The 19,747-nt window shown below is 35.6% G+C and carries 19 protein-coding genes; 6 read left to right on the top strand and 13 right to left on the bottom strand.

All coding sequences use genetic code 11. The features are described 5' to 3' along the window. From nikA to SCI76_RS26095, 5 genes are all read right to left on the bottom strand, one after another. Positions 1-1,524, bottom strand: a complete 1,524-nt coding sequence (gene nikA, locus SCI76_RS26115) for a nickel ABC transporter substrate-binding protein (protein ID WP_407544761.1) — start codon at positions 1,522-1,524, stop codon at positions 1-3. 244 nt (positions 1,525-1,768) lie between these two features. Then, positions 1,769-2,182 carry a DUF4395 domain-containing protein gene (locus SCI76_RS26110; protein WP_048019073.1) on the bottom strand — a complete coding sequence of 138 codons (414 nt, stop codon included), beginning with the start codon at positions 2,180-2,182 and terminating at the stop codon, positions 1,769-1,771. A 312-nt stretch (positions 2,183-2,494) separates the two neighbouring features. Then, on the bottom strand, positions 2,495-3,325 hold the full coding sequence (locus SCI76_RS26105; protein ID WP_047750647.1) for a YitT family protein: 831 nt from the start codon (positions 3,323-3,325) through the stop codon (positions 2,495-2,497). A gap of 199 nt (positions 3,326-3,524) precedes the next feature. Next, positions 3,525-4,085, bottom strand: coding sequence for a hypothetical protein (locus SCI76_RS26100; RefSeq protein ID WP_028412912.1), 561 nt, complete (start codon positions 4,083-4,085; stop codon positions 3,525-3,527). 197 nt (positions 4,086-4,282) lie between these two features. Continuing rightward, a complete protein-coding gene (locus tag SCI76_RS26095; RefSeq protein ID WP_047750646.1) occupies positions 4,283-4,837 on the bottom strand; it encodes a GNAT family N-acetyltransferase in 555 nt (184 codons plus the stop codon). A gap of 160 nt (positions 4,838-4,997) precedes the next feature. Between SCI76_RS26095 and SCI76_RS26090 the strand changes: the two genes are divergently transcribed. Next, positions 4,998-5,141, top strand: a complete 144-nt coding sequence (locus SCI76_RS26090) for a hypothetical protein (protein ID WP_221833045.1) — start codon at positions 4,998-5,000, stop codon at positions 5,139-5,141. A gap of 66 nt (positions 5,142-5,207) precedes the next feature. Here the strand turns inward: SCI76_RS26090 and SCI76_RS26085 are convergent, their stop codons facing one another. From SCI76_RS26085 to SCI76_RS26065, 5 genes are all read right to left on the bottom strand, one after another. Beyond that, positions 5,208-6,032 (bottom strand): thermonuclease family protein, encoded by an 825-nt coding sequence (locus SCI76_RS26085; RefSeq protein ID WP_407544758.1) that lies wholly within the window; start codon positions 6,030-6,032, stop codon positions 5,208-5,210. 400 nt (positions 6,033-6,432) lie between these two features. Beyond that, complete coding sequence (locus tag SCI76_RS26080; RefSeq protein WP_407544756.1) at positions 6,433-7,092, bottom strand: 2OG-Fe(II) oxygenase; 660 nt, start codon at positions 7,090-7,092, stop codon at positions 6,433-6,435. A gap of 251 nt (positions 7,093-7,343) precedes the next feature. Further along, positions 7,344-8,846 carry a malate:quinone oxidoreductase gene (locus tag SCI76_RS26075; protein ID WP_338704635.1) on the bottom strand — a complete coding sequence of 501 codons (1,503 nt, stop codon included), beginning with the start codon at positions 8,844-8,846 and terminating at the stop codon, positions 7,344-7,346. Between the two features lie 120 nt (positions 8,847-8,966). Then, the gene (locus tag SCI76_RS26070; RefSeq protein WP_063247765.1) at positions 8,967-9,791 is read right to left on the bottom strand and encodes a pyruvate, water dikinase regulatory protein; all 825 of its coding nucleotides are present in this window, start codon (positions 9,789-9,791) and stop codon (positions 8,967-8,969) included. 504 nt (positions 9,792-10,295) lie between these two features. Then, positions 10,296-11,177, bottom strand: a complete 882-nt coding sequence (locus SCI76_RS26065) for an HAD family hydrolase (protein ID WP_048019069.1) — start codon at positions 11,175-11,177, stop codon at positions 10,296-10,298. A gap of 313 nt (positions 11,178-11,490) precedes the next feature. Between SCI76_RS26065 and SCI76_RS26060 the strand changes: the two genes are divergently transcribed. The 3 genes from SCI76_RS26060 to SCI76_RS26050 all read left to right on the top strand — a co-directional run bounded on the left by SCI76_RS26060 (position 11,491) and on the right by SCI76_RS26050 (position 16,381). After that, on the top strand, positions 11,491-12,954 hold the full coding sequence (locus SCI76_RS26060) for a hypothetical protein (RefSeq protein WP_013083667.1): 1,464 nt from the start codon (positions 11,491-11,493) through the stop codon (positions 12,952-12,954). A 969-nt stretch (positions 12,955-13,923) separates the two neighbouring features. Further along, entirely contained in the window at positions 13,924-14,946 is a 1,023-nt protein-coding gene (locus SCI76_RS26055; RefSeq protein WP_033579375.1) for a hypothetical protein, read from the top strand. An 838-nt stretch (positions 14,947-15,784) separates the two neighbouring features. Further along, positions 15,785-16,381, top strand: a complete 597-nt coding sequence (locus SCI76_RS26050) for a mechanosensitive ion channel family protein (protein ID WP_028412904.1) — start codon at positions 15,785-15,787, stop codon at positions 16,379-16,381. Positions 16,382-16,383: 2 nt separating this feature from the next. On the opposite strand, the gene SCI76_RS26045 is transcribed toward SCI76_RS26050, so the two are convergent. The 3 genes from SCI76_RS26045 to SCI76_RS26035 form a co-directional block, all read right to left on the bottom strand. Next, positions 16,384-16,962, bottom strand: a complete 579-nt coding sequence (locus SCI76_RS26045) for an HAD-IA family hydrolase (RefSeq protein ID WP_047750638.1) — start codon at positions 16,960-16,962, stop codon at positions 16,384-16,386. 127 nt (positions 16,963-17,089) lie between these two features. Beyond that, the gene (locus SCI76_RS26040) at positions 17,090-18,106 is read right to left on the bottom strand and encodes a hypothetical protein (protein WP_048019067.1); all 1,017 of its coding nucleotides are present in this window, start codon (positions 18,104-18,106) and stop codon (positions 17,090-17,092) included. 72 nt (positions 18,107-18,178) lie between these two features. After that, positions 18,179-18,598 carry a hypothetical protein gene (locus SCI76_RS26035; protein WP_028412901.1) on the bottom strand — a complete coding sequence of 140 codons (420 nt, stop codon included), beginning with the start codon at positions 18,596-18,598 and terminating at the stop codon, positions 18,179-18,181. Positions 18,599-19,005: 407 nt separating this feature from the next. Between SCI76_RS26035 and SCI76_RS26030 the strand changes: the two genes are divergently transcribed. Both SCI76_RS26030 and SCI76_RS26025 read left to right on the top strand, forming a co-directional pair. After that, positions 19,006-19,497 carry a hypothetical protein gene (locus tag SCI76_RS26030; protein ID WP_028409022.1) on the top strand — a complete coding sequence of 164 codons (492 nt, stop codon included), beginning with the start codon at positions 19,006-19,008 and terminating at the stop codon, positions 19,495-19,497. An 80-nt stretch (positions 19,498-19,577) separates the two neighbouring features. Next, positions 19,578-19,712, top strand: coding sequence for a hypothetical protein (locus tag SCI76_RS26025; protein ID WP_014459590.1), 135 nt, complete (start codon positions 19,578-19,580; stop codon positions 19,710-19,712). Positions 19,713-19,747 lie beyond the last annotated feature (35 nt).

The raw sequence follows: 19,747 nt of genomic DNA, 5'->3' as shown, positions 1-19,747 counted from the left end.
CTACTTCACATCTAAATCCTTTGTTATCACATAGTATTCACTTTTGGCTGTAACCCAATTTTTCACATTGTCTCTATAGGCTACAAAATTGTTCGGGTGAACAATCGAAGAATGCAGCGTTTCCTTTTCTGCTATTTCTCCGGCTTGTCTTGCTAACTTATTGCGCTGTTTTTGATCAACGGTTTTATTAAGCTCATCAATAATGGAAGCTAATGCTGGTTCATGAAAATGTCCAACATTAAATGCCCCTCCCTCCGTATAAAGAGCATTAAAGAAATATCCTGCATCTCCTCGCGGCGCGGTTACTAGGCTGTATGTAACGATTCCCCAATCATCTTTTGTTGTCATATACTCATCCATATTTTCCACTTGTTGAATGTTTATTTTTACACCAATCTTTTTGGCTTCTGACTGAAGCATTTGTGACATTAAAGGCAGTTCTGGACGATAAGGGTATGTAACAAGCTTAAAGGAAAGCTGTTTTCCATTTTTTATTGCTTTTCCATCCTTGAGTATATAACCGGCTTTTTCTAAATATTTTTGAGCCTCACTTGGTCCATAGGTTTTCGTTTTTTGATCGTTCGAAAAATCCAAACTATCTAAAAATGGACCTGCTGCTGGTGAACCTTGACCTGCGAGCGCTGTGTTGACAACATCCGTGGGATTTAATAATACATCAAACGCTTTTCTCACATTTTTATCTTTAAACGCTTCTTGCCTTGAATTATAGAAAAGCATTTGATTTCTGAGGCTCGGCTGTATATCTACTACAATAGATGAATCTTGTTTTAAAGTATTTAAGCTTTCAATTGCCGGACGATATACAATATCAGCTTCACCTGATTGTAAAGCAGACGTGCGTGCATTTTCATCATCATTAAATGTTAACACAACTTCATCCAATTTTGGTTCCCCGCCCCAGTATTCTTTATATTTTTTTACTTTCATTTCATTATCAGGTTTAAACGAAGCTACTTTAAATGGCCCTGTTCCCACGGGTTTACTTTTTGTATCTGGAGCATCTACATCAATAATTGCTGTGTTTGGATGAACAAGTTCAGAAGGCAGCGTGGCAAGCGGCTCTGTTGTTGTAATGGTTAAGATTTGGCCACTGGCTTTCATTTCTTTAATTTTAAGTGCACTTTTCATTGCTTCGCTTTCTTTTATCGTTCTTTCTAACGAATGTTTCACGGCTTCAGCATTCAGATCCTTGCCATTTTGAAACGTAATCCCGCCTCTAATCTCAAATATCCAGGTCGTCCCATTATCTTCTGTTTTCCATTTCTTTGCGAGCCATGGTTCAATCTGTAATTGCTCATTCACTTTGACTAGTGTTTCCGCAATGCCGGCTCTTACAGTGGTGTAATTTAACTGTGGATCGAGCGTGTCACTTGGAAAATTCGATACAAAAGTAAGTGATTTTGTTTCCCTCTCTTGTCCGGTACTCGCGGATTTACTCGAACATGCCGCTAGCATACCTATCGTAGCAAGCGTTAAGCATAGCAGACTTATCTTTTTTTTCATATAAACCCTTCCTTTATTAAAAGCTATCCTTTTTTATGTACGGTCTCTAACTATAATTCCCCTCCTTTAAATCGTAACGATTATTATTATCATAAAAAGTTTAATTTGTTTACCTTACTTTGTCAACAAAGGTTTTTAAAGGATACAGGTGCTCTAACATCTGTTTTCATCCGTTATGATGATTGAATTTATTGATAACGTATACAAATGAGCAAAAAAAAACAAAGCCTTCTCGAGGCTTTGTTTATGCAGGGTATTTTTTTCTTTTATATTTCCACATCATGTATCGATAACGAATCGTGCAGCCTATACAATACCCCATCAGCGCTACACCTGCAGCAAGAATCACCATTATACTAAATACATAGCCGACAAGCGTATAACCCATTAAAAAGGAAATGAAAGCAATCCCAATGCATATCGTTGCAATCCATTGATTAAAAAGCTGCTGAGCCCGGTCTTCCATTTGATAAGAAGAAGCAGGCTTTCGGAGAAGAGTTTTCCCTGCCATAATTACGGGATTACGCTTTGTTGCAAGTGTGACTACTCCAACGAGAAAAGGCAAAAGTAAAAGCCACTTTGCCGCAAGTAAAGCGATCAAAACCGTTATAACGATAAAGAGTTGATTAAGCTGAACTAATGGTTTGGGAATGCTCATGGAACTCCTCCTTCTTAAAACCTATTATACAAATTGGTTTACTAATTTAAAAGAAAAAGCACTCCAAATGAGCGATAAGACTTATATAAAAAAGTTACATAATTTCACTAACGTACTTTAAAATCAGTATCGTAAATAAAATAAAGACAACGTATCGTAAAGAACGGATTCGACGTTGAAGAAGACGTTTTACATGCCTTTTATTACGCATATGGGTTCTTCCTTTCGTATATTGAATTGTCTTTAGACACACTTATATCATACTTTTTAGGAAAACACTAACGTCAGAAAAAATTGCCAAGAATTGCGGCTTTATGCGCTTAAAAAGCCTTTTCCAATTACATCTCGTACATCGTGTACAATCACAAATGCTTCATCATCAATTTTTTTAATCAGCTTTTTAAGCTTAATAAGCTCTTGCTTGTTAATAACGACATACAAAATTTCTTTTGACTCTTTTGTATAGTTCCCTCGACCGTTTAGAATCGTTACACCTCGATCAAGCTGTTCATTGATTTGGTCCGCTACTTCGTTTTTGTTGCTTGAAATAACGGTAACGGCCTTTTTGGCATCAAATCCTTCAATAACGAAGTCAATTACTTTTGTTGTAATGTAAAGCATGACGATCGTAAATAGTAACTTTTCGATTCCAATAATAAAATAAGAAGCCAATACCACTAGTAAATCAACAATTAAAAGTGCACGACTGACTTTCCAGTTTAAAAACTTATTTAGAATTCGAGCAATAATGGCTGACCCTGCTGTTGTTCCACCAACTCGCAAAATCATCCCAATTCCAACGCCTAGCAGTACACCGGCAAAAACCATGCCAATGAGCTCTTCGCGAAGATGAAGACCCCAGCCTTCAGTTACGTGAAGAAAAATAGATGTAGTGATAATCGTAATCATTGTATAGACGATGGTTTTTTTCTCTAAAAATTTATACCCTACGATAAGCAAGATACCGTTTAGAATAAAGTTAGTGATGCCCGTTGAAAGATGCGTTGTATAATATAAAATAATGGATATACCCGTAACGCCGCCTTCACCCAGTCCTATTGGAATGACGAACATGTTAACTGCAAGTGAAAATACAAACGAACCTATTAATAAAAAGATGACATCTTTTACTGTTTTACTCATCAATTAAACCCTCCTCGGCATAAAAATTCACATAAAAAAGCCCCTTCTCCAAAAGAGAAGAGACGCTTATGTTTAGTTTTTATATTACGTATTCTTAAATTGCCATGTATGACTATAATATGTTCACATACGTTTGTCAAACGGAAAGTTTATGCATTATGTGTAACCAAGGCTATGAGTCATTTATCTTTTATGTATACTAGGAATGTTTTAATTTATTTAAGCAAAGACGGATGCAGGAATTAGTCGACTCAATTAATTCTTTATCGCCTTTTTTCAATCGAATTTCTAACGCGCGTTGAAAATAGTGATGTGCTCTGGAAACAACCCGCTGATCAAGTAAACATTTTCCATAATGCTGATAGACAAAGTCTTCATATATGTGAAGGTCTTCATCTGCTTTTAATTGTTCAATGAGTAGCTGAAACGTTTCATTCGCCTTATCCCACTGTTCTTGCCAGTGATATGTATGTCCAAGTCGGATCGTATTCAAAAATTCACCTATTGTATCAGCATGTCGGTCATATAGATAAATGGCCAGCTGCAAGTGTCTTTCACTGCTCGTTAATTCTCCAAGTATGCGCTCATATACACCAATATGTCCATATGTTTTAGCAGCGGCACACTCATCCTCTTCTTCAAGAGCTCGTTTCTTTAAATAGATGATTCCCTGCTTCATTTGGTGTGGGTTAACCGGAACTTCTCGAAGCTGTTCATTAAATCGATAACTCATATTAAACGGAAGATCTCTGATGTTCATGCACGCTCCTTTCATGTGGCACATCAGCAAACATACTTTCATGACCGCTTGCTTATGGTCCATTGGATGTAGGATTCTTTCCATTTTGATACGTTTACGCGATTTACAGGAAAGCTCAGCAAAAGTGCTGAGCTGTTGGTTCTTATTATTTTACTTATATATCCATTTTATCACAAAAAATACTACCGTAAAGATGATCAGGCAGTCTTCATATAAAAAAATGGTTTTTTATCAATAAAAATGGTTTTATGCTCTTGAAAGCCTATACGCTGATACAATTTTTTGGCTTCTATGTTATTGTATTCAACGTTTAACGATAAAAACATCTTACGCTTTTTGGCTTCTTGCTTGGCTACATTTAAAAGAGCCGTTCCTATCCCTTTTCCGCGGTAATCTTCGTCTACACATAGAGAATCAATATAATAATCTCCATGTTCCGTTTCTATATCAATTTCCCACGCTGGATTATTAAGTTTCGCACGCACAAAACGCTTAACTGGTTCATAAAGCGTTTGTAACATACTTCCTTCGTAGCAAAGCATAAGTCCAACTACCTTCTCATCGACTTCTGCGACTGTAATATGATGATAGCTATAGCGATTCTTCTCAGACAGAATAAACGCTTTAAGTCTTAAAAGCGCTTCTTCATTCGTTGTAGCCGCCGTATGAGAGCGTGCAATACTCCCAAGCATGTCATAAAGTAATTCCGTTACAGCAGAAGCATCTTCTTTTCTTGCTTTCCTTATTTTCACGATTTTCAAACTCCCTTTATTCTCTTCGCTTGCGTTATTTGTAGCAAAACTTCTTACCTATCTACTTTAACACGAAAAAGAAAAGAAAGAAAAAAATTAACTCCTAATCTTCCTTTCATTGTATAATTAATGTATATTTTCAAATGAATGGATGATGACTATGAAAAAACACCGTCAGCAGAAAGATACTACGGTAAGTGGATGGGGATTTTTAGCAGAAATTCTTTTACAAGTGCCTCAGCTGCTCATATGGCCCCTGCGTCTTCTTATACGGATTGGTCGCTCTTTGTTGGATGGTATTTAGCCACTCCTATACAAATACTTACTTAACTCAAAAAAAAAGAAATTCAGCAGTTACTGAATTTCTTTATTAGTTTTTTGCTTTTTTGTATCCTGCTTCTTGTGCATCTTTTTCAGTACAGAACCAAATGACGTTGTTCATTGTTTGATTGTAGTGTGCCCCTGTTGGCACGTGATAAATTTTAGAGTTTTGATTTCCTTTTATTTTACCTTCGCAGCTTGTGGCAGATTGAGTATCTTTTTGATTAGAAGAGGACTGATTTTTTATAGCATCCGTATTATATCCTTTTTCTTGGGCATAGTTTTCAATACTCCAGATGCCTTTTTCGCTTTTTCGAGCCTGCTCCTGTATTTTCTTAAATTCGTCTACGTACTTTGTGTTAGGAGGAAATACCGCTACGCGGGCTAGCCCTTTTGCTAGCAGCTCTTCATTGTATAGCTCATTGTCTATCCATATATACGCAAGTAACCGTCCATATTGATCACGTTCTTGCACATCAAATTCAAGAGTGATCTCCTTCCCTTCTAGCCTTTTTTTCGTGTAAGCAGATGCTTCTGGACCAAAGGGCTGTACGCCTAGTTTGGGATGCTTTGTTTCTGGGGTATCGACAAGAAGTAGTCGTACGCGATCCGTCTTTCCGTTCAGCATTTTTACTTTAAGCGTATCGCCATCCACCACTCTTTCTACCGTAGCTGCCTCACCTACTACGTCTTCACGACTTGCTTTAGAAGGACTATGGTCTTCTTCTTGATCTGATGAACCTTCTACTTGAACTTCTTGTTTTGTATCCGTAGAAGGTGTGCTTGAATGACTTGCCTGCTCATCACTGCATCCAGTAAGAAGCAGCATAAACATCGCGATCATGATGTAAATAATTGCTTTTATTTCTTTCAAAACCCGGGTCCTCCTTTAACACATTCCCTATCTACTATATAAAAGTAAAATGATTTTATAAATAGTGTAAATCACCTAAAAACAAAAACTCGTGAAAATACCTTTCACGAGTTTTTCGCGCAGCCTGTTTTAAAGTCATTATTTTAAATAGCATCTATTTTATTTTTATTTCACGAACACATTTTTCGTTTTTGTGTATCCAGATTTTTAATCATGAAGATATTTTACACTACAAATACATTTATCGTCTACCGGCTTATAAGAATAAGGAATAGCCGCACAAATAGAATAAGTGTGAATATTTCAATATCATAACTGACTGCCATGATGACTATTTTTTTGTAACATAAATAAGAGCCCTTACTAACAATAGCTAATAGGACTCTTCAAACCTTTGTTTTTACGATCGAATTTTTTGTTTGCGCATCCACTGGGTAGCGACCCACTTTTCTCCTTTTATAACAGGAGCTCCTCCGTGGAGAGTACGGTCATTAAGTTCAGCATCACTATAAAAATATTCAAAGTACACGGCCATTCCCTTTGTCGGAGATACGGAAAGACCCAGCTTAGGAAAATAAGTTTCTCCTCCTTCTTCCACATTATTTAAGTACATAACCAATGTACTAATACGGTTATTTTTAGATGCTTTACTTGCAGAAGTGAAATAGTCGTGATGCGCTTTGTATTCTTGATCAGGCAAGTATTTTAAAACTTGAAGGCCTTCAGCATATTCAATAGACGGTCCCATTATCTTAGAAAGTCTCTTTTCAATTTGATGTACAAGCTCGTTTTCACTTTCTTCAAAAAACATGCCGCTGCTCGTTCGAATACTGTTTACTTCACGTTCAGCTCCAATTTTTGATCGCTGCATTTTATCTTTGGATAGCTGTATAAGTTCGTCACATTCTTCGGTACTTAGGACATTTCCTAAAACTAGAACAAGAGGCTCTTCAAATCGAGCAACAATATTGATCTCTCTGTCTTCTAATTTAATTTTATTCCCTGAATGGCTAAAAATCGTTTGTTCTTTCGTTAGTAAAGATGTATTAGTTGTAATCATCTTTTATCGGCTCCTCAAAATAGCTATTTTCCAATTCTTCACTCTATTATATGTAAACGCTTACTAATAAGAATTATATCATGTATACGAAGTAAATTCTGCTAGCAAAGGAAATAAATAAAAAGAAGCCCGTTATATAACGGAGCTCCTTCATTTTTTCTTATAGATTTCACTTATATTTTAAACACTTTATAAAGCAGCCTAAAAAAATTCTTTTAATCTAAAGCATACGTGCCAAAGGCCGCCTAAAATCATCGGTACGCAAGTTCTTTTTTACTTAAATTCAGCGTTTGTGCTGTAAAAGCATGAATTTCGTTAAAAAGCGCTGGATTTTCTACCAGTGACAAGCCGTAAGAAGGAATCATTTCTTTTATTTTTGGTTCCCAGTTCTTCATATGCTGCGGGAAACATTTTTCTAACACTTCAAGCATAACATGAACGGCAGTCGAAGCGCCTGGCGAGGCCCCGAGCAATGCAGCAACGGAACCATCCGCTGAACTCACAACTTCTGTACCGAATTGAAGAGTTCCTTTACCTCCGGCTTCCGTATCTTTGATTACCTGTACACGCTGACCCGCTACGACGATATCCCAGTCTTCGCTTTTTGCGTTTGGAATAAATTCGCGAAGTTCTTCCATACGCTTTTCATTTGACAATAGCACCTGTTGAATTAAGTATTTCGTTAAGCCCATCTCTTTGACGCCTGCTGCTAACATCGTTAAGATATTATTCGGTTTTACAGAATTGATTAAATCCAAATTTGAACCCGTTTTTAAGAACTTTGGTGAAAATCCGGCAAAAGGTCCAAACAGCAGTGTTTTGTTGCGGTCGATATAGCGTGTATCAAGATGTGGAACCGACATCGGCGGAGCGCCAACCTTTGCTTTTCCGTACACTTTCCCGTGATGCTGCGCTACAACTTCGGGATTATTGCATACCATAAATAACCCGCTTACCGGGAACCCTCCAATATGTTTGGACTCAGGAATACCCGTTTTTTGGAGTAAAGACAGACTTCCGCCTCCTCCTCCGATAAAAACAAAGTTCGCCGTGTGATATTCCTGTTTGCCGCTATGAATATCATGTACTTTTACTTCCCACGAGCCGTCTGCGGTACGTGTCAGATTTTCAACGCTGTGGTTATAGTTTATTTCTACGCTTTTACTTTTTAAATGTGTAAACAACATACGAGTTAAAGCTCCAAAGTTCACGTCCGTTCCTGAGTCAATTTTGGTTGCCGCAATTGCTTCAGTCGATGTACGGCCTTTCATAACAAGCGGCATCCATTCTTTTAACTTTTCAGGACGATCCGAATACTCCATCCCTTGAAACAACGGATTATTTGATAGCGCTTCAAAACGTTTTTTCAAAAAGGATACGTTCTTTTCTCCTTGTACGAAACTCATATGAGGGATTGGCATAATAAACTCTTGCGGATGATGAATTAAATTACTGCTTACAAGGTACGACCAAAACTGTCTTGAAAGCTGAAACTGTTCATTAATTCGCACTGCTTTCGTAATATCTATAGATCCGTCAGCTTGTTCAGATGTATAGTTCAACTCGCACAGGGCAGCATGCCCAGTCCCTGCATTATTCCATTCATTGGAGCTTTCTTCTCCTGCATCTGCGAGTTTTTCAAATACTTTGATTTCCCATTCCGGCACTAACTCTTTTAGTAAAGATCCCAGCGTTGCGCTCATCACTCCGGCCCCAATTAAGATAACGTCTGTTTTTTTATATACATTGCTCATCACAATCTTCCTTATCTTTTATATTTTAAAAAAGCACCTTTTAGCAACACGCCTGTTCTACCTGACTCTCTATAAATTGAGTATGTCTGACAAGTTGTCTGTCTTACATAATGGGAGTTTTTATACATACCCTTTCACCTTGTCCTTTTTTAACATGCTCAATATCACTTCAGCGGTTTCTTCAACTGCTTTACCTGAGACATTAACAATAGGACAACCAATGCGCTTCATAATTTTCTCAGCATAGTCCAGCTCTTCAAGGATTCGATCTACATTGGCATAATTGGCTTGAGACGCTAAACCTAAATTTTTTAATCGTTCTTTTCGGATTTCATTGAGCTTATCCGGTGTAATAACTAAACCAATACATTTATTTTTTGGAATAGTAAAAAGTTCATCAGGAGGCGTCACTTCTGGAACTAACGGTATATTCGCTACTTTAAGACTTTTATGAGCTAAATACATAGAAAGTGGCGTCTTAGATGTTCTCGAAACACCAATCAACACTAAATCAGCTCGCTTGATGCCTCTGAAGTCTTGTCCATCATCATATTTAACAGCGAATTCAACTGCTTCTACTCTTCGAAAATAGTTATCGTCTAATTTTCTTGTTAATCTCGGTTGAAGATTAGGTTCTTTATTAAAAGTTTGGCTAAAGGCACTCATAAGAGGGGTCATCAAATCAATGGCTACAATTCCTTCTTCTTGTGCCGTTTGGTCAAGATACTGTTTTAAAGGTGGGATGACGATAGTATACGCAATGATGGCTTCGTTACACCTTGCTTCGGCAATGATATTATCAATATTTTCCTCATTTTCTACGTAAGAAGTATTTTGAATTTCAATATCTTCTCCACTAAATTGAGTTAAAACTGCTTTTACCATCAGCTCAGCCGTTTCACCTACTGAGTCGGAAACTATATAGACAATTTTTCTTTTATTCACATTAAATCTTCCTATTCTTTGATTTTGATAGTTTAATAACGCTAATATTTTTATTTAGCAGCTTACAAGATACACAATTTAATAGTAATGAATAGATAAATATGCTGGTCACTGTGATTATAAACACTTTAACAAAACAATTAAATTAAGAATTTATGTCATACTAATTATGAAATAAAGATAAATATGTTATACTATTTTCATTAAATGTTATATTAGCATTAAATATACGGAGATACAATCCCTTTTCTGCGCATTTTATAAAAAGTTTGAAGAAAGAAAAAGTTTAGATTTTAAAATGTTTTATGCTTTGGCATGGTGGCACTCATCAGGGCTGAGAGGTGTTTTGCAGGGATAGGTACGAGGATAGTTATATAATTATGTTGTTTATAAATAAAAATAATGAACGGTTTACTTTTCACCTTATGTATACTAAAAACATCGCCTAAAAGACGATGTTTTGAAGAGCTGGTTATAATGCATTGTCGTGAAATAGATTCATTTTTATAAAACGGGATTACTTCTAGTAGATTTTTGTAATAAAAATTTAGAAAGATAATGAGATACGCCGTTTTCGTCACAGTTAAATTCCGTTATGTCATCGACAATTTCTTTAATATGATCCGGCGCGTTTTTCATAGCTACAGCGTAGCTGGCAAACTGAAACATTGGTAAATCATTGTTGCTGTCGCCAATTGCTAGAATGTCTTGCTCGGGCAAATTAAAATGTTTTAGCATTTGCTGAATTCCCGTTGCTTTATTTACGTTTGCCACCATCACTTCGACATTGTGTTTAGATGAAGTAGAAGTTGTAAAGTCTGTTTCTTGCTTGAGTTTTTCAAGCTCTTCTTTCCATTTATCGATATGCTCGTGCGTTCTTGCAAAGAAATAGAACTTTGAAAATTCACTTCCTTCTACGGAATCTTTCCAGTCAATTTCTTCTTTAATTGCTTGTTTACGAGAAAGCCATTCGTTAATTTCCACACTGTCTGGCTTTGGCTCTTTAATTTCATTTTCAACATACGGCTGATCTTGTTTTAACGTCACGCGAGGTGTGCCATACGGGAAAAGCTCGTAGTATACCTTGTTCGCTCTTGCTTTTTCAATAATAGTTTCCACCAATTGAAGTGAAAGCGAATGCTGAAAGACTGATTCTTTTCCTACGTATCCTGCCATACCATTTGATGTGATAAATCCATCTACTTGAAAGCCTTCAGGAACTAACTCTTCTATTTCATCAAACGCTCTTCCCGTAGCAATAAAAACAAAAATTCCCTGTTTGCGTAGTTCGTCAACGGTTTCTTTTGTTTGAATACTTACTTTGTTGGAGCGATTTAATATCGTACCGTCCATATCTAAAAAAATTGCTTTAGGTTTTAACAACATATTTATTCCCCCTATTTGTAAAAAGAGTGTACTTGGCAAGTATAAACTTTTCCATTTTCAAACTCAATGAATGTACTTTGCTTTTCTCTTTTATAAAGCTACTATAATACTCTCCTTACATCTAAAATTGTACAAGCGCTATAAAGAAAGAATTTTATATTTGCAATAAGCCTTTATATACTAATAGCTGGTTAGGCTAATTTGATATAAAACAGCATTCACAAAAACGAATTTTCCTTTTAGCCTTTAGAGTATCGTTCAAAAAAGATATAATAAGAGTGTTATAGATTAAATACATACAGAGGAGGTCAACATGAACGAACCATCCAATTTTTCTCCTTACCTTATTAAACAAATCAGCGATGCAATCGATGACAATATCAAAGCAAAGTGCATAGACTTTTTATATGATTCTCATTCGTTTTTTTCGAATGAAAAAGATTTTATAGAAGACTACATTTTAAATATATTGCAAGATACGTTTGTTTTAGAGAATAAATTAATAAATCCTAAGGAAATACGAAACCCAGCCTACAAAAGAAGACAATCAAATAAGAAAAACTGGCTGCAAACATTAAAAAAAGATATTAAAGCAGAAAAGCCTAATCCTATTTTTGAAGACATTGAATTAGCCAAAAAAGTGATGGATAAAAAAGTGGATACCGAACACTTAAAAAAGCTGTTTGGCGTGGAAAAACCTGAAGATATTTTAAAGATAAAGTTAAAAGAAGTAGAGGCATGGGCTAAAAGCAAAAAAACAAACATTACCGATTTTCCTTATTTAGATTCAAAAATGAATTATCAAATAGAGAAAGCATTTCACACGGACTTTACTTTTTTAATTGCGGAAATCATCTTAGAAAAATACAATGGAAATTTAAGCAACTGGATTGATAAACGATTAAATTCGTGGGTAGAGGCGCCTATCTTCTCAAACGAAAGTCATTCTCTTAAAACCAATATGGAAGTTAAAACAAACTCCCAAGAAGTCGTTTTATATAATGACTATAAAGTTGATGAAGAATATTTCATTCGCACCATTATCCCTGTGAATGATAATCAAACGGTTCTTTCCAAACGAAATATGGTTTTAGACCCAAAAGATTCCCAAATTATCCAGTTTGCTCTTTCACAGCGCGACGAGATGTTTTATAAAGAAAAAACGGTGACTCTTGATTTAGCGGATATCGTGAAAGAAATTTATAATTCAAAAGGTGTAAAAAACTATGAAGCCGTTGAAGCCCGCATTATGAAAATTGCCAGGTATCACGTAGAAGGTGTAGCAAAGAAGAAAAATTCCAGAGATACAAAATTTGCGATCAACTTCTTTCAAAAGGCTGTTATTGAAACCGATGAAGTAACGGGCAGACGATATGCAACGATTGTATTTAGCGATGATACGCATCAAGGCTTTTTAAATCAGCAGTTTGTACAAATTTACAGTGACGTTATTAAAAAGTTTAAAGATAACTCGCTGTCTTCTTTACTGCTTTATGCATTTCAAAAAGAGCGTTTAGACTGTTATTTACAAGAAAAGTCTTACACTCATTTTTACCCGTATCAATATTTTGCTTCAAAAGTTCGTTTTCGTTCAAAGAAAATTGATGTAAACCTAAAATTAATTAATGAATCTCTAGCAGAATTTGTTAGCAATCAAGTACTGATCCAAAGTTATCAGCAAAAACTTCAAGGATTTGAAATCTCTTTTATTCCTCTTCAAAATTATGAAATTCAAGACTATTTTGGAGGAGAACATAGAGAAACATTGGAAGGGTAAATCATTCCCTTCCTTTTTTATTTGACATTTTGCCATTTTCGTCTTTTTGATACAAAATCTCCCTCTATTTTCATTTCATAGTTTGGAAGTTTTGTCATTTTTAACGTACTACACAAAAGCTTTTGCCGTTTTTGACGTACTCCTCCGCTACTTTTGCCGTTTTCTGCGTACTAATTACTGTCTTTTGCTGTTTTTGACGTACTACTTTGCTTCTTTTGCTGTTTTTGACGTACTAAATTCATTTTATTTACCCGTCATCACTTATTAAGTGTTAATTATTCTCTTTTTTTCGTAAAACAATCCTACCTTTTGCCGTTTTTGACGTACTCCTTCACTACTTTTGCCGTTTTCTGCGTACTAAACATTGCTTTTCCCTTTGTTATGTCATTTTCAAACCCCATTTTTTATTTTTTTCGCAGCATATATAAAGCTTTTGCCATTTTTGACGTACCAAACGATAACTTTTGCTGTTTTTAGCGTACTACCAGGTCGTTTTTGACGTTTTTCACGTACTAAAAATAGCTTTTGCCATTTTTGACGTACTATTGAAATTCATTGTGTTATTTACAGCGATCAGAGAAGTGATTTTTTTCCCTTTTTTTAGGTGAATCGAGATCACTTTTGCTATTTTTGGCGTACCACTCTTCACTTTTGCTATTTTCGGCGTACTATATTGAGCCTTTTGCCGTTTTTTACGTACTAAAACGCATAAAGTTTTTTTTGATTTTTACTGATCGTAACAAACACTGTTCTACCGGCGCTTGCTTGCTTTTGCCGTTTTTGTCGTACTAAAAAACCTATACGCTGAATCCCTTGCTATGACAGCATTCTTTGAACCTTTTGCCGTTTTTCGCGTACTACTCGTTCGTTTGCGATTCTGTTTCTTATTGATATAATTTTCACAAGGTATTCTTTGTTATTTTACCCTAATAAATTATTGTTGATATGAAATAGATTGGAGGGATTCTCATGATAAAAAAAGAATTTGCGAAAATTGGAAAACAAATTATTCGCCAATTGTCTAGCACCGTAGAAAAATATAAAGATATTGAAGATCACATGGACCTAGACGCTCATGGGAACCCTACAATCAAGACAGTGGCAGAACATCACCGTTTATCTAAATCTCAAATTTCACAATTAATTTTTTATCACTTCCTTCACGTTGATGAAAGAGGTATTATTTGTGATGTTTCTGAAAAAGAGATTGCAGCCGCTTTGAATTGTACAGTTCGAACAGTTCGCAACAACAATGTAGTATTAGCAGAAACAGAATTAATTTCCTATTCTCGCAGCGGCAAAGGAATCAATATTTGTATTGTTCCCTACCCTCAATATTTTGAAGAACACGGCTTTGGGTTTATGGAATTAGAATATACTCGCTTTGAAGAACTTATTCTAATTGAAAACGTAAATGCCCTTCGCTTAGAGCTGCGCAAAGAATTGGTTTATGACAACGATACGATTAAGCGTCAGTTTAATCCTGGAGAAAACACTTCAAAAATTAGCTTTAATGACTATAAAATTTTTACGCCGAAATATACTCACTACAAAGGTATGATGCAAAAAATAGCTGAAACGCAGGCGAGCGCATTTAAAACCGTTGTCCAAGGATCTACTATTTTCTTTGTTTTAAAAGACGGAGCTAAAAATGGCAAGATGTCAAAACAAGAAAAGAGAGATCAATACGATGCGGCGATTCGACGTACTATTGAAGAGACTTTTGTAAAATTATCTGGACACAGCACAGATTCTACAGGAATTGTTATGTCTTCATTCCAAAACGAAGACATCGCTGATTTGGTTCAGCTTTCTTTTGAATATGGTATTGAACGAGTGAAGTCTGCCCTTTATACATTGATTGAACAGGCCTTCTTCAGCCATGATGCTCAAGTCGTTGAAAATTACGGTGGGAAAATCCGTACGCTCATTCGAAAAGAGCTTTCAAAAAATCTTCAAGATCAAGTCCCTGCCGAACTTACAGCTTCATAAGGGGCTTCTTTGGCATGCCTTTTTTTTATTTTCTATCCCTTCTCCTCTCTTTTTGATACAAATAGTACAAACAAGCACCCATTTTTTCAGCTCTCCAATTCCATTATCCTATCCATATAAACGTAACGAGTTTAAATAAATGATATTTCTTGTGTATAACTATGGAATATTACTAAAAAAACACCTTCATACTTATCCACAAAAGAAAGAAAACATATTCAATGACTGTTATATCATCCTCTTTATTAATAAAAACATCCCTTTTATTTTTTTATTAACGATAATTTCAAGGTTATTTACTCTTTAACATAACTACTTTTATCCACAGTGGAAATAATTCATACTTTTAACAGCAATCTTCATACTATTGATTTTAAAATCCATCTATTGTAGAAGAAAAAACATAGTAAATAAAATAGATTTCATATCTACTACGATAAAAAACATCCTTTAGCCAAAGGATGCTGTTCACAAAAAAGGGCTATTTTCCACACAGTTATTTATTGAAAAGCTATTTTCTTTCTAACCCTTGATATCATTGGGTTTTTAGAGGATTTTTCTTTCTTTAATATCTGTATATAATGTTTGCTAATAAGATCTATACTAATCTCTGCTATAAGATTTTATTTAATATTTGTATAAAGAAATGTTTTAAAAATATCTATACCTGAGGATTTTCACTTTTTCTAAATTAAGGAGTTTTCATTACATATACCAAATACAAATAAATTAAAACAATAGTTCAAACGCCTCTTAATAAATTCTAGTAGTATATTTTTTAAAATAAATTATACTATTCAGTAGAGAAAAATTTATAAAGCAAGAAAGGGACTTAGTCATGAAATACATACAGTGGGTACAGCAAACTTTATTTAATACCGGTAGGTGGATTGACATTAGTGAAGTAATCATAAAGATTATCCTCATTTTTATCATTGCTCAAATTGTCATCCGGTTTGCTCGCAGTGTCATTAATAAAATCTTTGATTTCAGATTTAAAACTAAACTGCTGAGGTACAACGAACGAAAAGAAATAACGCTGAAAAAACTTTGTCTGAGCATTGTCATGTACGTTGTGTATTTTATTGCACTTATTACGTCTTTAGAGGCAATCGGAATTAATATGAAAGCACTTTTAGCTGGTATTAGCGTAGCAGGGTTTATTACAGGCTTAGGTGCACAGAATTTGATTAAAGATATTTTAAATGGGTTTTTTATTCTATTTGAAGATCAATTCTCAGTAGGAGATCACGTATCTATAAATGATACGAAAGGAACTGTTGAAGAAATTGGATTGCGCACGACAAAAATTCGCGGAGTTGACGGAGAGTTTTATTTTTTTGCTAATAGTAACATTACAAAAGTAGCGAACTACACGCTCGGTGAAATCCCCGAAATACATACACCTGAACAAATAAAAACTCGTGAAGAATAGCTTCACGAGTTTTTATTTACGACCGTTGTAAAGAATTGATTATATGATGTAAGGTGATAATCTGCTTCAATATCGTTATTTTGAAATGCACATGTTTTAATTCCCAGTTCACGGGCAGGTTTTAAGTCGAGTTCGCGATCCCCAATTACTAAATCGAGCTGATACTTATCGTGAAGATAGGCATAAGCTCCGCTATCAGGCTTTCGTTTGTAGCCATCATCCTTTGTAATAATCTCCGTGAAGTAGTGCTCCATATTAAAAAATGCCAGGATATCAAGCGTAGATTGTCTAGACTTGTGCGTAACAATTACATTTGTATCCGCAAAGCTCAGTACGTCTTCTACGTGAGAAAAAGCAGGCTTATCTTTAGGATTGATTTTTTGTTCGAGCACATGGAAGTGTTTATCAAACAAAGACTTTTCAATATCAAAATGCTTGATTGCTACGTCAGAAGATATTTTCATTTGTTTTAAAATATCATCTTCTGAAATCGTTTGATCTGTTAGTAATTCTTTGAATGCTTTCACGATAGTCGGATAGGTATCAAAGATGGTTCCATCAAAGTCCCATAAAATATTCATTTTCGCTGTCTCTCCTTTTTAAAAACGTAACGATTATACCAAATTTTTCACCGCTTGTCAGTGAATCATTTTGTCGTCGTTGCATTTAAAGTAAAAAAACTCGTTTTATACAAGTTTTTTTACTTTATTAGCTGCTGCTGCACCCACTCCCGCAGCTAGAGCTTGAACAGCTTGAACTGCTGCAGTTTGAACTCGAACAGCTGCTGCCGCTGTCATGATGGTGATGACCTCCATCGTTGTGGTGATGGTGGCGGTTGTCTTCCCAGGGGCTTGAACAGCTATACCCACTGTAAGAGGCTGTCTCTCCCGCATACATCGTCTTTTTATATAGCAACAGTTCATTCATATGGCTTGAAAAGTTGGTGGCTTTGTAGAGAGAATAAAAAACAAAGCCTTGAAGAAGAAGTTCGTTTGATACATTTCCTTTTTTAGCCGCTTTTTTAAAATAAGTTGATCCGCCCGTTTTTTTTCTTTTTCGTGCAGCAGTGACTTCTTCTTTTAACGTTTGAATCAGGGCTCTCTGCTGTTTTTCCCATTTGCCGTTTCTTAAAAAATAGCGATCTAGTAATTCATCTTCTGATAATCTTTGAAAATCTTGAAGCGTACTTTTATCAAGCGGATGCTGAAAAAATTTCCCCCAAAGCAGTCGGCTGTTACCCGTTATGTCAAACAAATGAGCATACATCCAATCGAAGAACGCTCGCTTATCCGGCTGTGGGGATGGAGCTGTTTCTACATTTGGCTGGTGATGCAAAAAGCGGTTGAAAAAGTGTTCTGTAAAACGCTCATAATCTACTGTAAACATAATCATTTCATGCCATACTTCATCCACTTTTGCACTAAACATCGGTACGTCTTTGATGACTGCATTTAATAAAAAGTAGCGCTTCATCTCAAAAAACGTCCATTCCACTTCATCGTCTTTTGTATTTTTTCCTTTCATGCGCTGTTTCACTTGCTGAACATAGGCTACCGGTAAAGAATCTTCTAGTGAATGAACAATATCTTCAAAGCCATTATCTTTATGTATTCCGAGCTCATCTGGAAGCTCCTCTTTATAGAAGCGAAATCTTCTCGACTTTGCAACCCCTTTAATAATCAAAACTAAAAGAATTACCGCTACTACTATAATTGCTGCTATCATCTTCTTCCCCCTGTATCGTATCTATATATTCAATATTTTACCACATTCGTAAAACACAAAAAAAGAGCTCAATTAACTTGAGCTCTCGTCATCATCGGGTATCTCGTCTACCTTTTCTACTTTGACTAGACCTTTCGTGCTATATTCAAGATCAAAGTATGCTTTAACGATATCCCCTTTTTTCAAATTGCTTGGAATCGGTTCATTTAAATTTTTATCGGAAAATTTAATGCCCGTTCCTTCTTTTGTTGTTCCGCTGTATGTACCATTTTCGATTTTTTCAATAGTAATATAATACACTCGATATTTGTGCGCTTCCTCGTCGCCTTTCGCTTTTTCTTTAACGGTTTCTTGTTCAGGAAGCTTACTCAGTGTTTCTTGGGCCTGTCCAGAAGTCGGCTCTGCTGATCGATTTATGAATTGCATCACAACTAACACTAAACATATAACTACTAAAACTAATAATAATATCTTTTTTGCTGATAAAGACAATGAACTGTGCCTCCTTACACCTTTATGTATATCATGCTGCACACAAGAGATTATACACGATAAAGGATTAGAAATTGGAATAAATTCTATAAAAATAGTAAAAATATGAGAAAGTACCTAGAATTTTTTACGCTTTTCTGCACTTTTTTGAGATAGAAAAGAAATTTGGTACCTTATCCTTAAATTGTAACTGATTCACTTCATTTTCGGAAAGAGTTTTGCCCATTTTGTCGTAAAAAAGTCATAATAAGAAGGAATATCACACCATATTGTCGAACGTATGTATATACTTATAATGAACTGCCGAACTGCTTTTCTCTATCCTCATTGTTGAGGCAATATGGCAACTGAAACAGCTTGCTGTTAAATTCAGATTACACATCTATACTCAGGAGGTGGAATGCAAAATGATGTTTGCACTTATTGTTGTGGTTGGTATCGTAGCACTTGGCGTAGCTAGCTTCTACGTCATTAAGCGACCTCAAGGCGCTGTTGATCCTGAGGATCGCAAACCGCTTGTTTCTGTAAACGGGCATGTTAAATTTGCAGAAGGAATTAATCAAATTTCCATATCTAAAATTGACATGTACGATCAGCGTCTTGTTATCAATCAAGTAGCTATTATTCCATTTAACCGTATTCAACGAGCAGAATTTTCAAAGGTTGTCAAAAATGAAAAAGGCCTTCACGGAGCTCCTGTTCAACGCTATTTCGGTGAGTTAACCATCCATTTCACAGACAAGAACGGGCAAGAAACCTACATTCGCTGTGAAACACCGAAAAAAAATCAATTTCACCTCATCTACCAGTACGATTTAATGAAAAGACAATTAAATAAGCGTCTTGGTCTTGAAGATCAGCAGCCTTACCTTACTCTTCAAGAACCATACGAACTATAAGAGAAAACCTCCCTTTTTCACATATTATTTCACTTCCCTGTACATACTAGAAGCGAAACTGAAAATGGGAGGTCATTTCAATGGATTTCGTCCGTTTTTTGCAATATTTTTGTTCAATCGCCGGCGCTCTATGCTTGGGGTTTACCTACTATCACATGTTCAAGCGTGACGCTCCGGTTAAAAAAGAAGAATCACAGCAAGGTGGAACTGAGTGAAGTTCGCCTGCCGTGATTCTTCTTTTTATTTATAT

Source organism: Priestia sp. HNGD-A6, assembly GCF_045784335.1.
GTDB classification, from domain to species: Bacteria; Bacillota; Bacilli; order Bacillales; family Bacillaceae_H; genus Priestia; species Priestia zanthoxyli.
The sequence above is the reverse complement of the archived record's forward strand: the minus strand, read 5'-3'. Positions and strand labels throughout refer to the sequence as shown.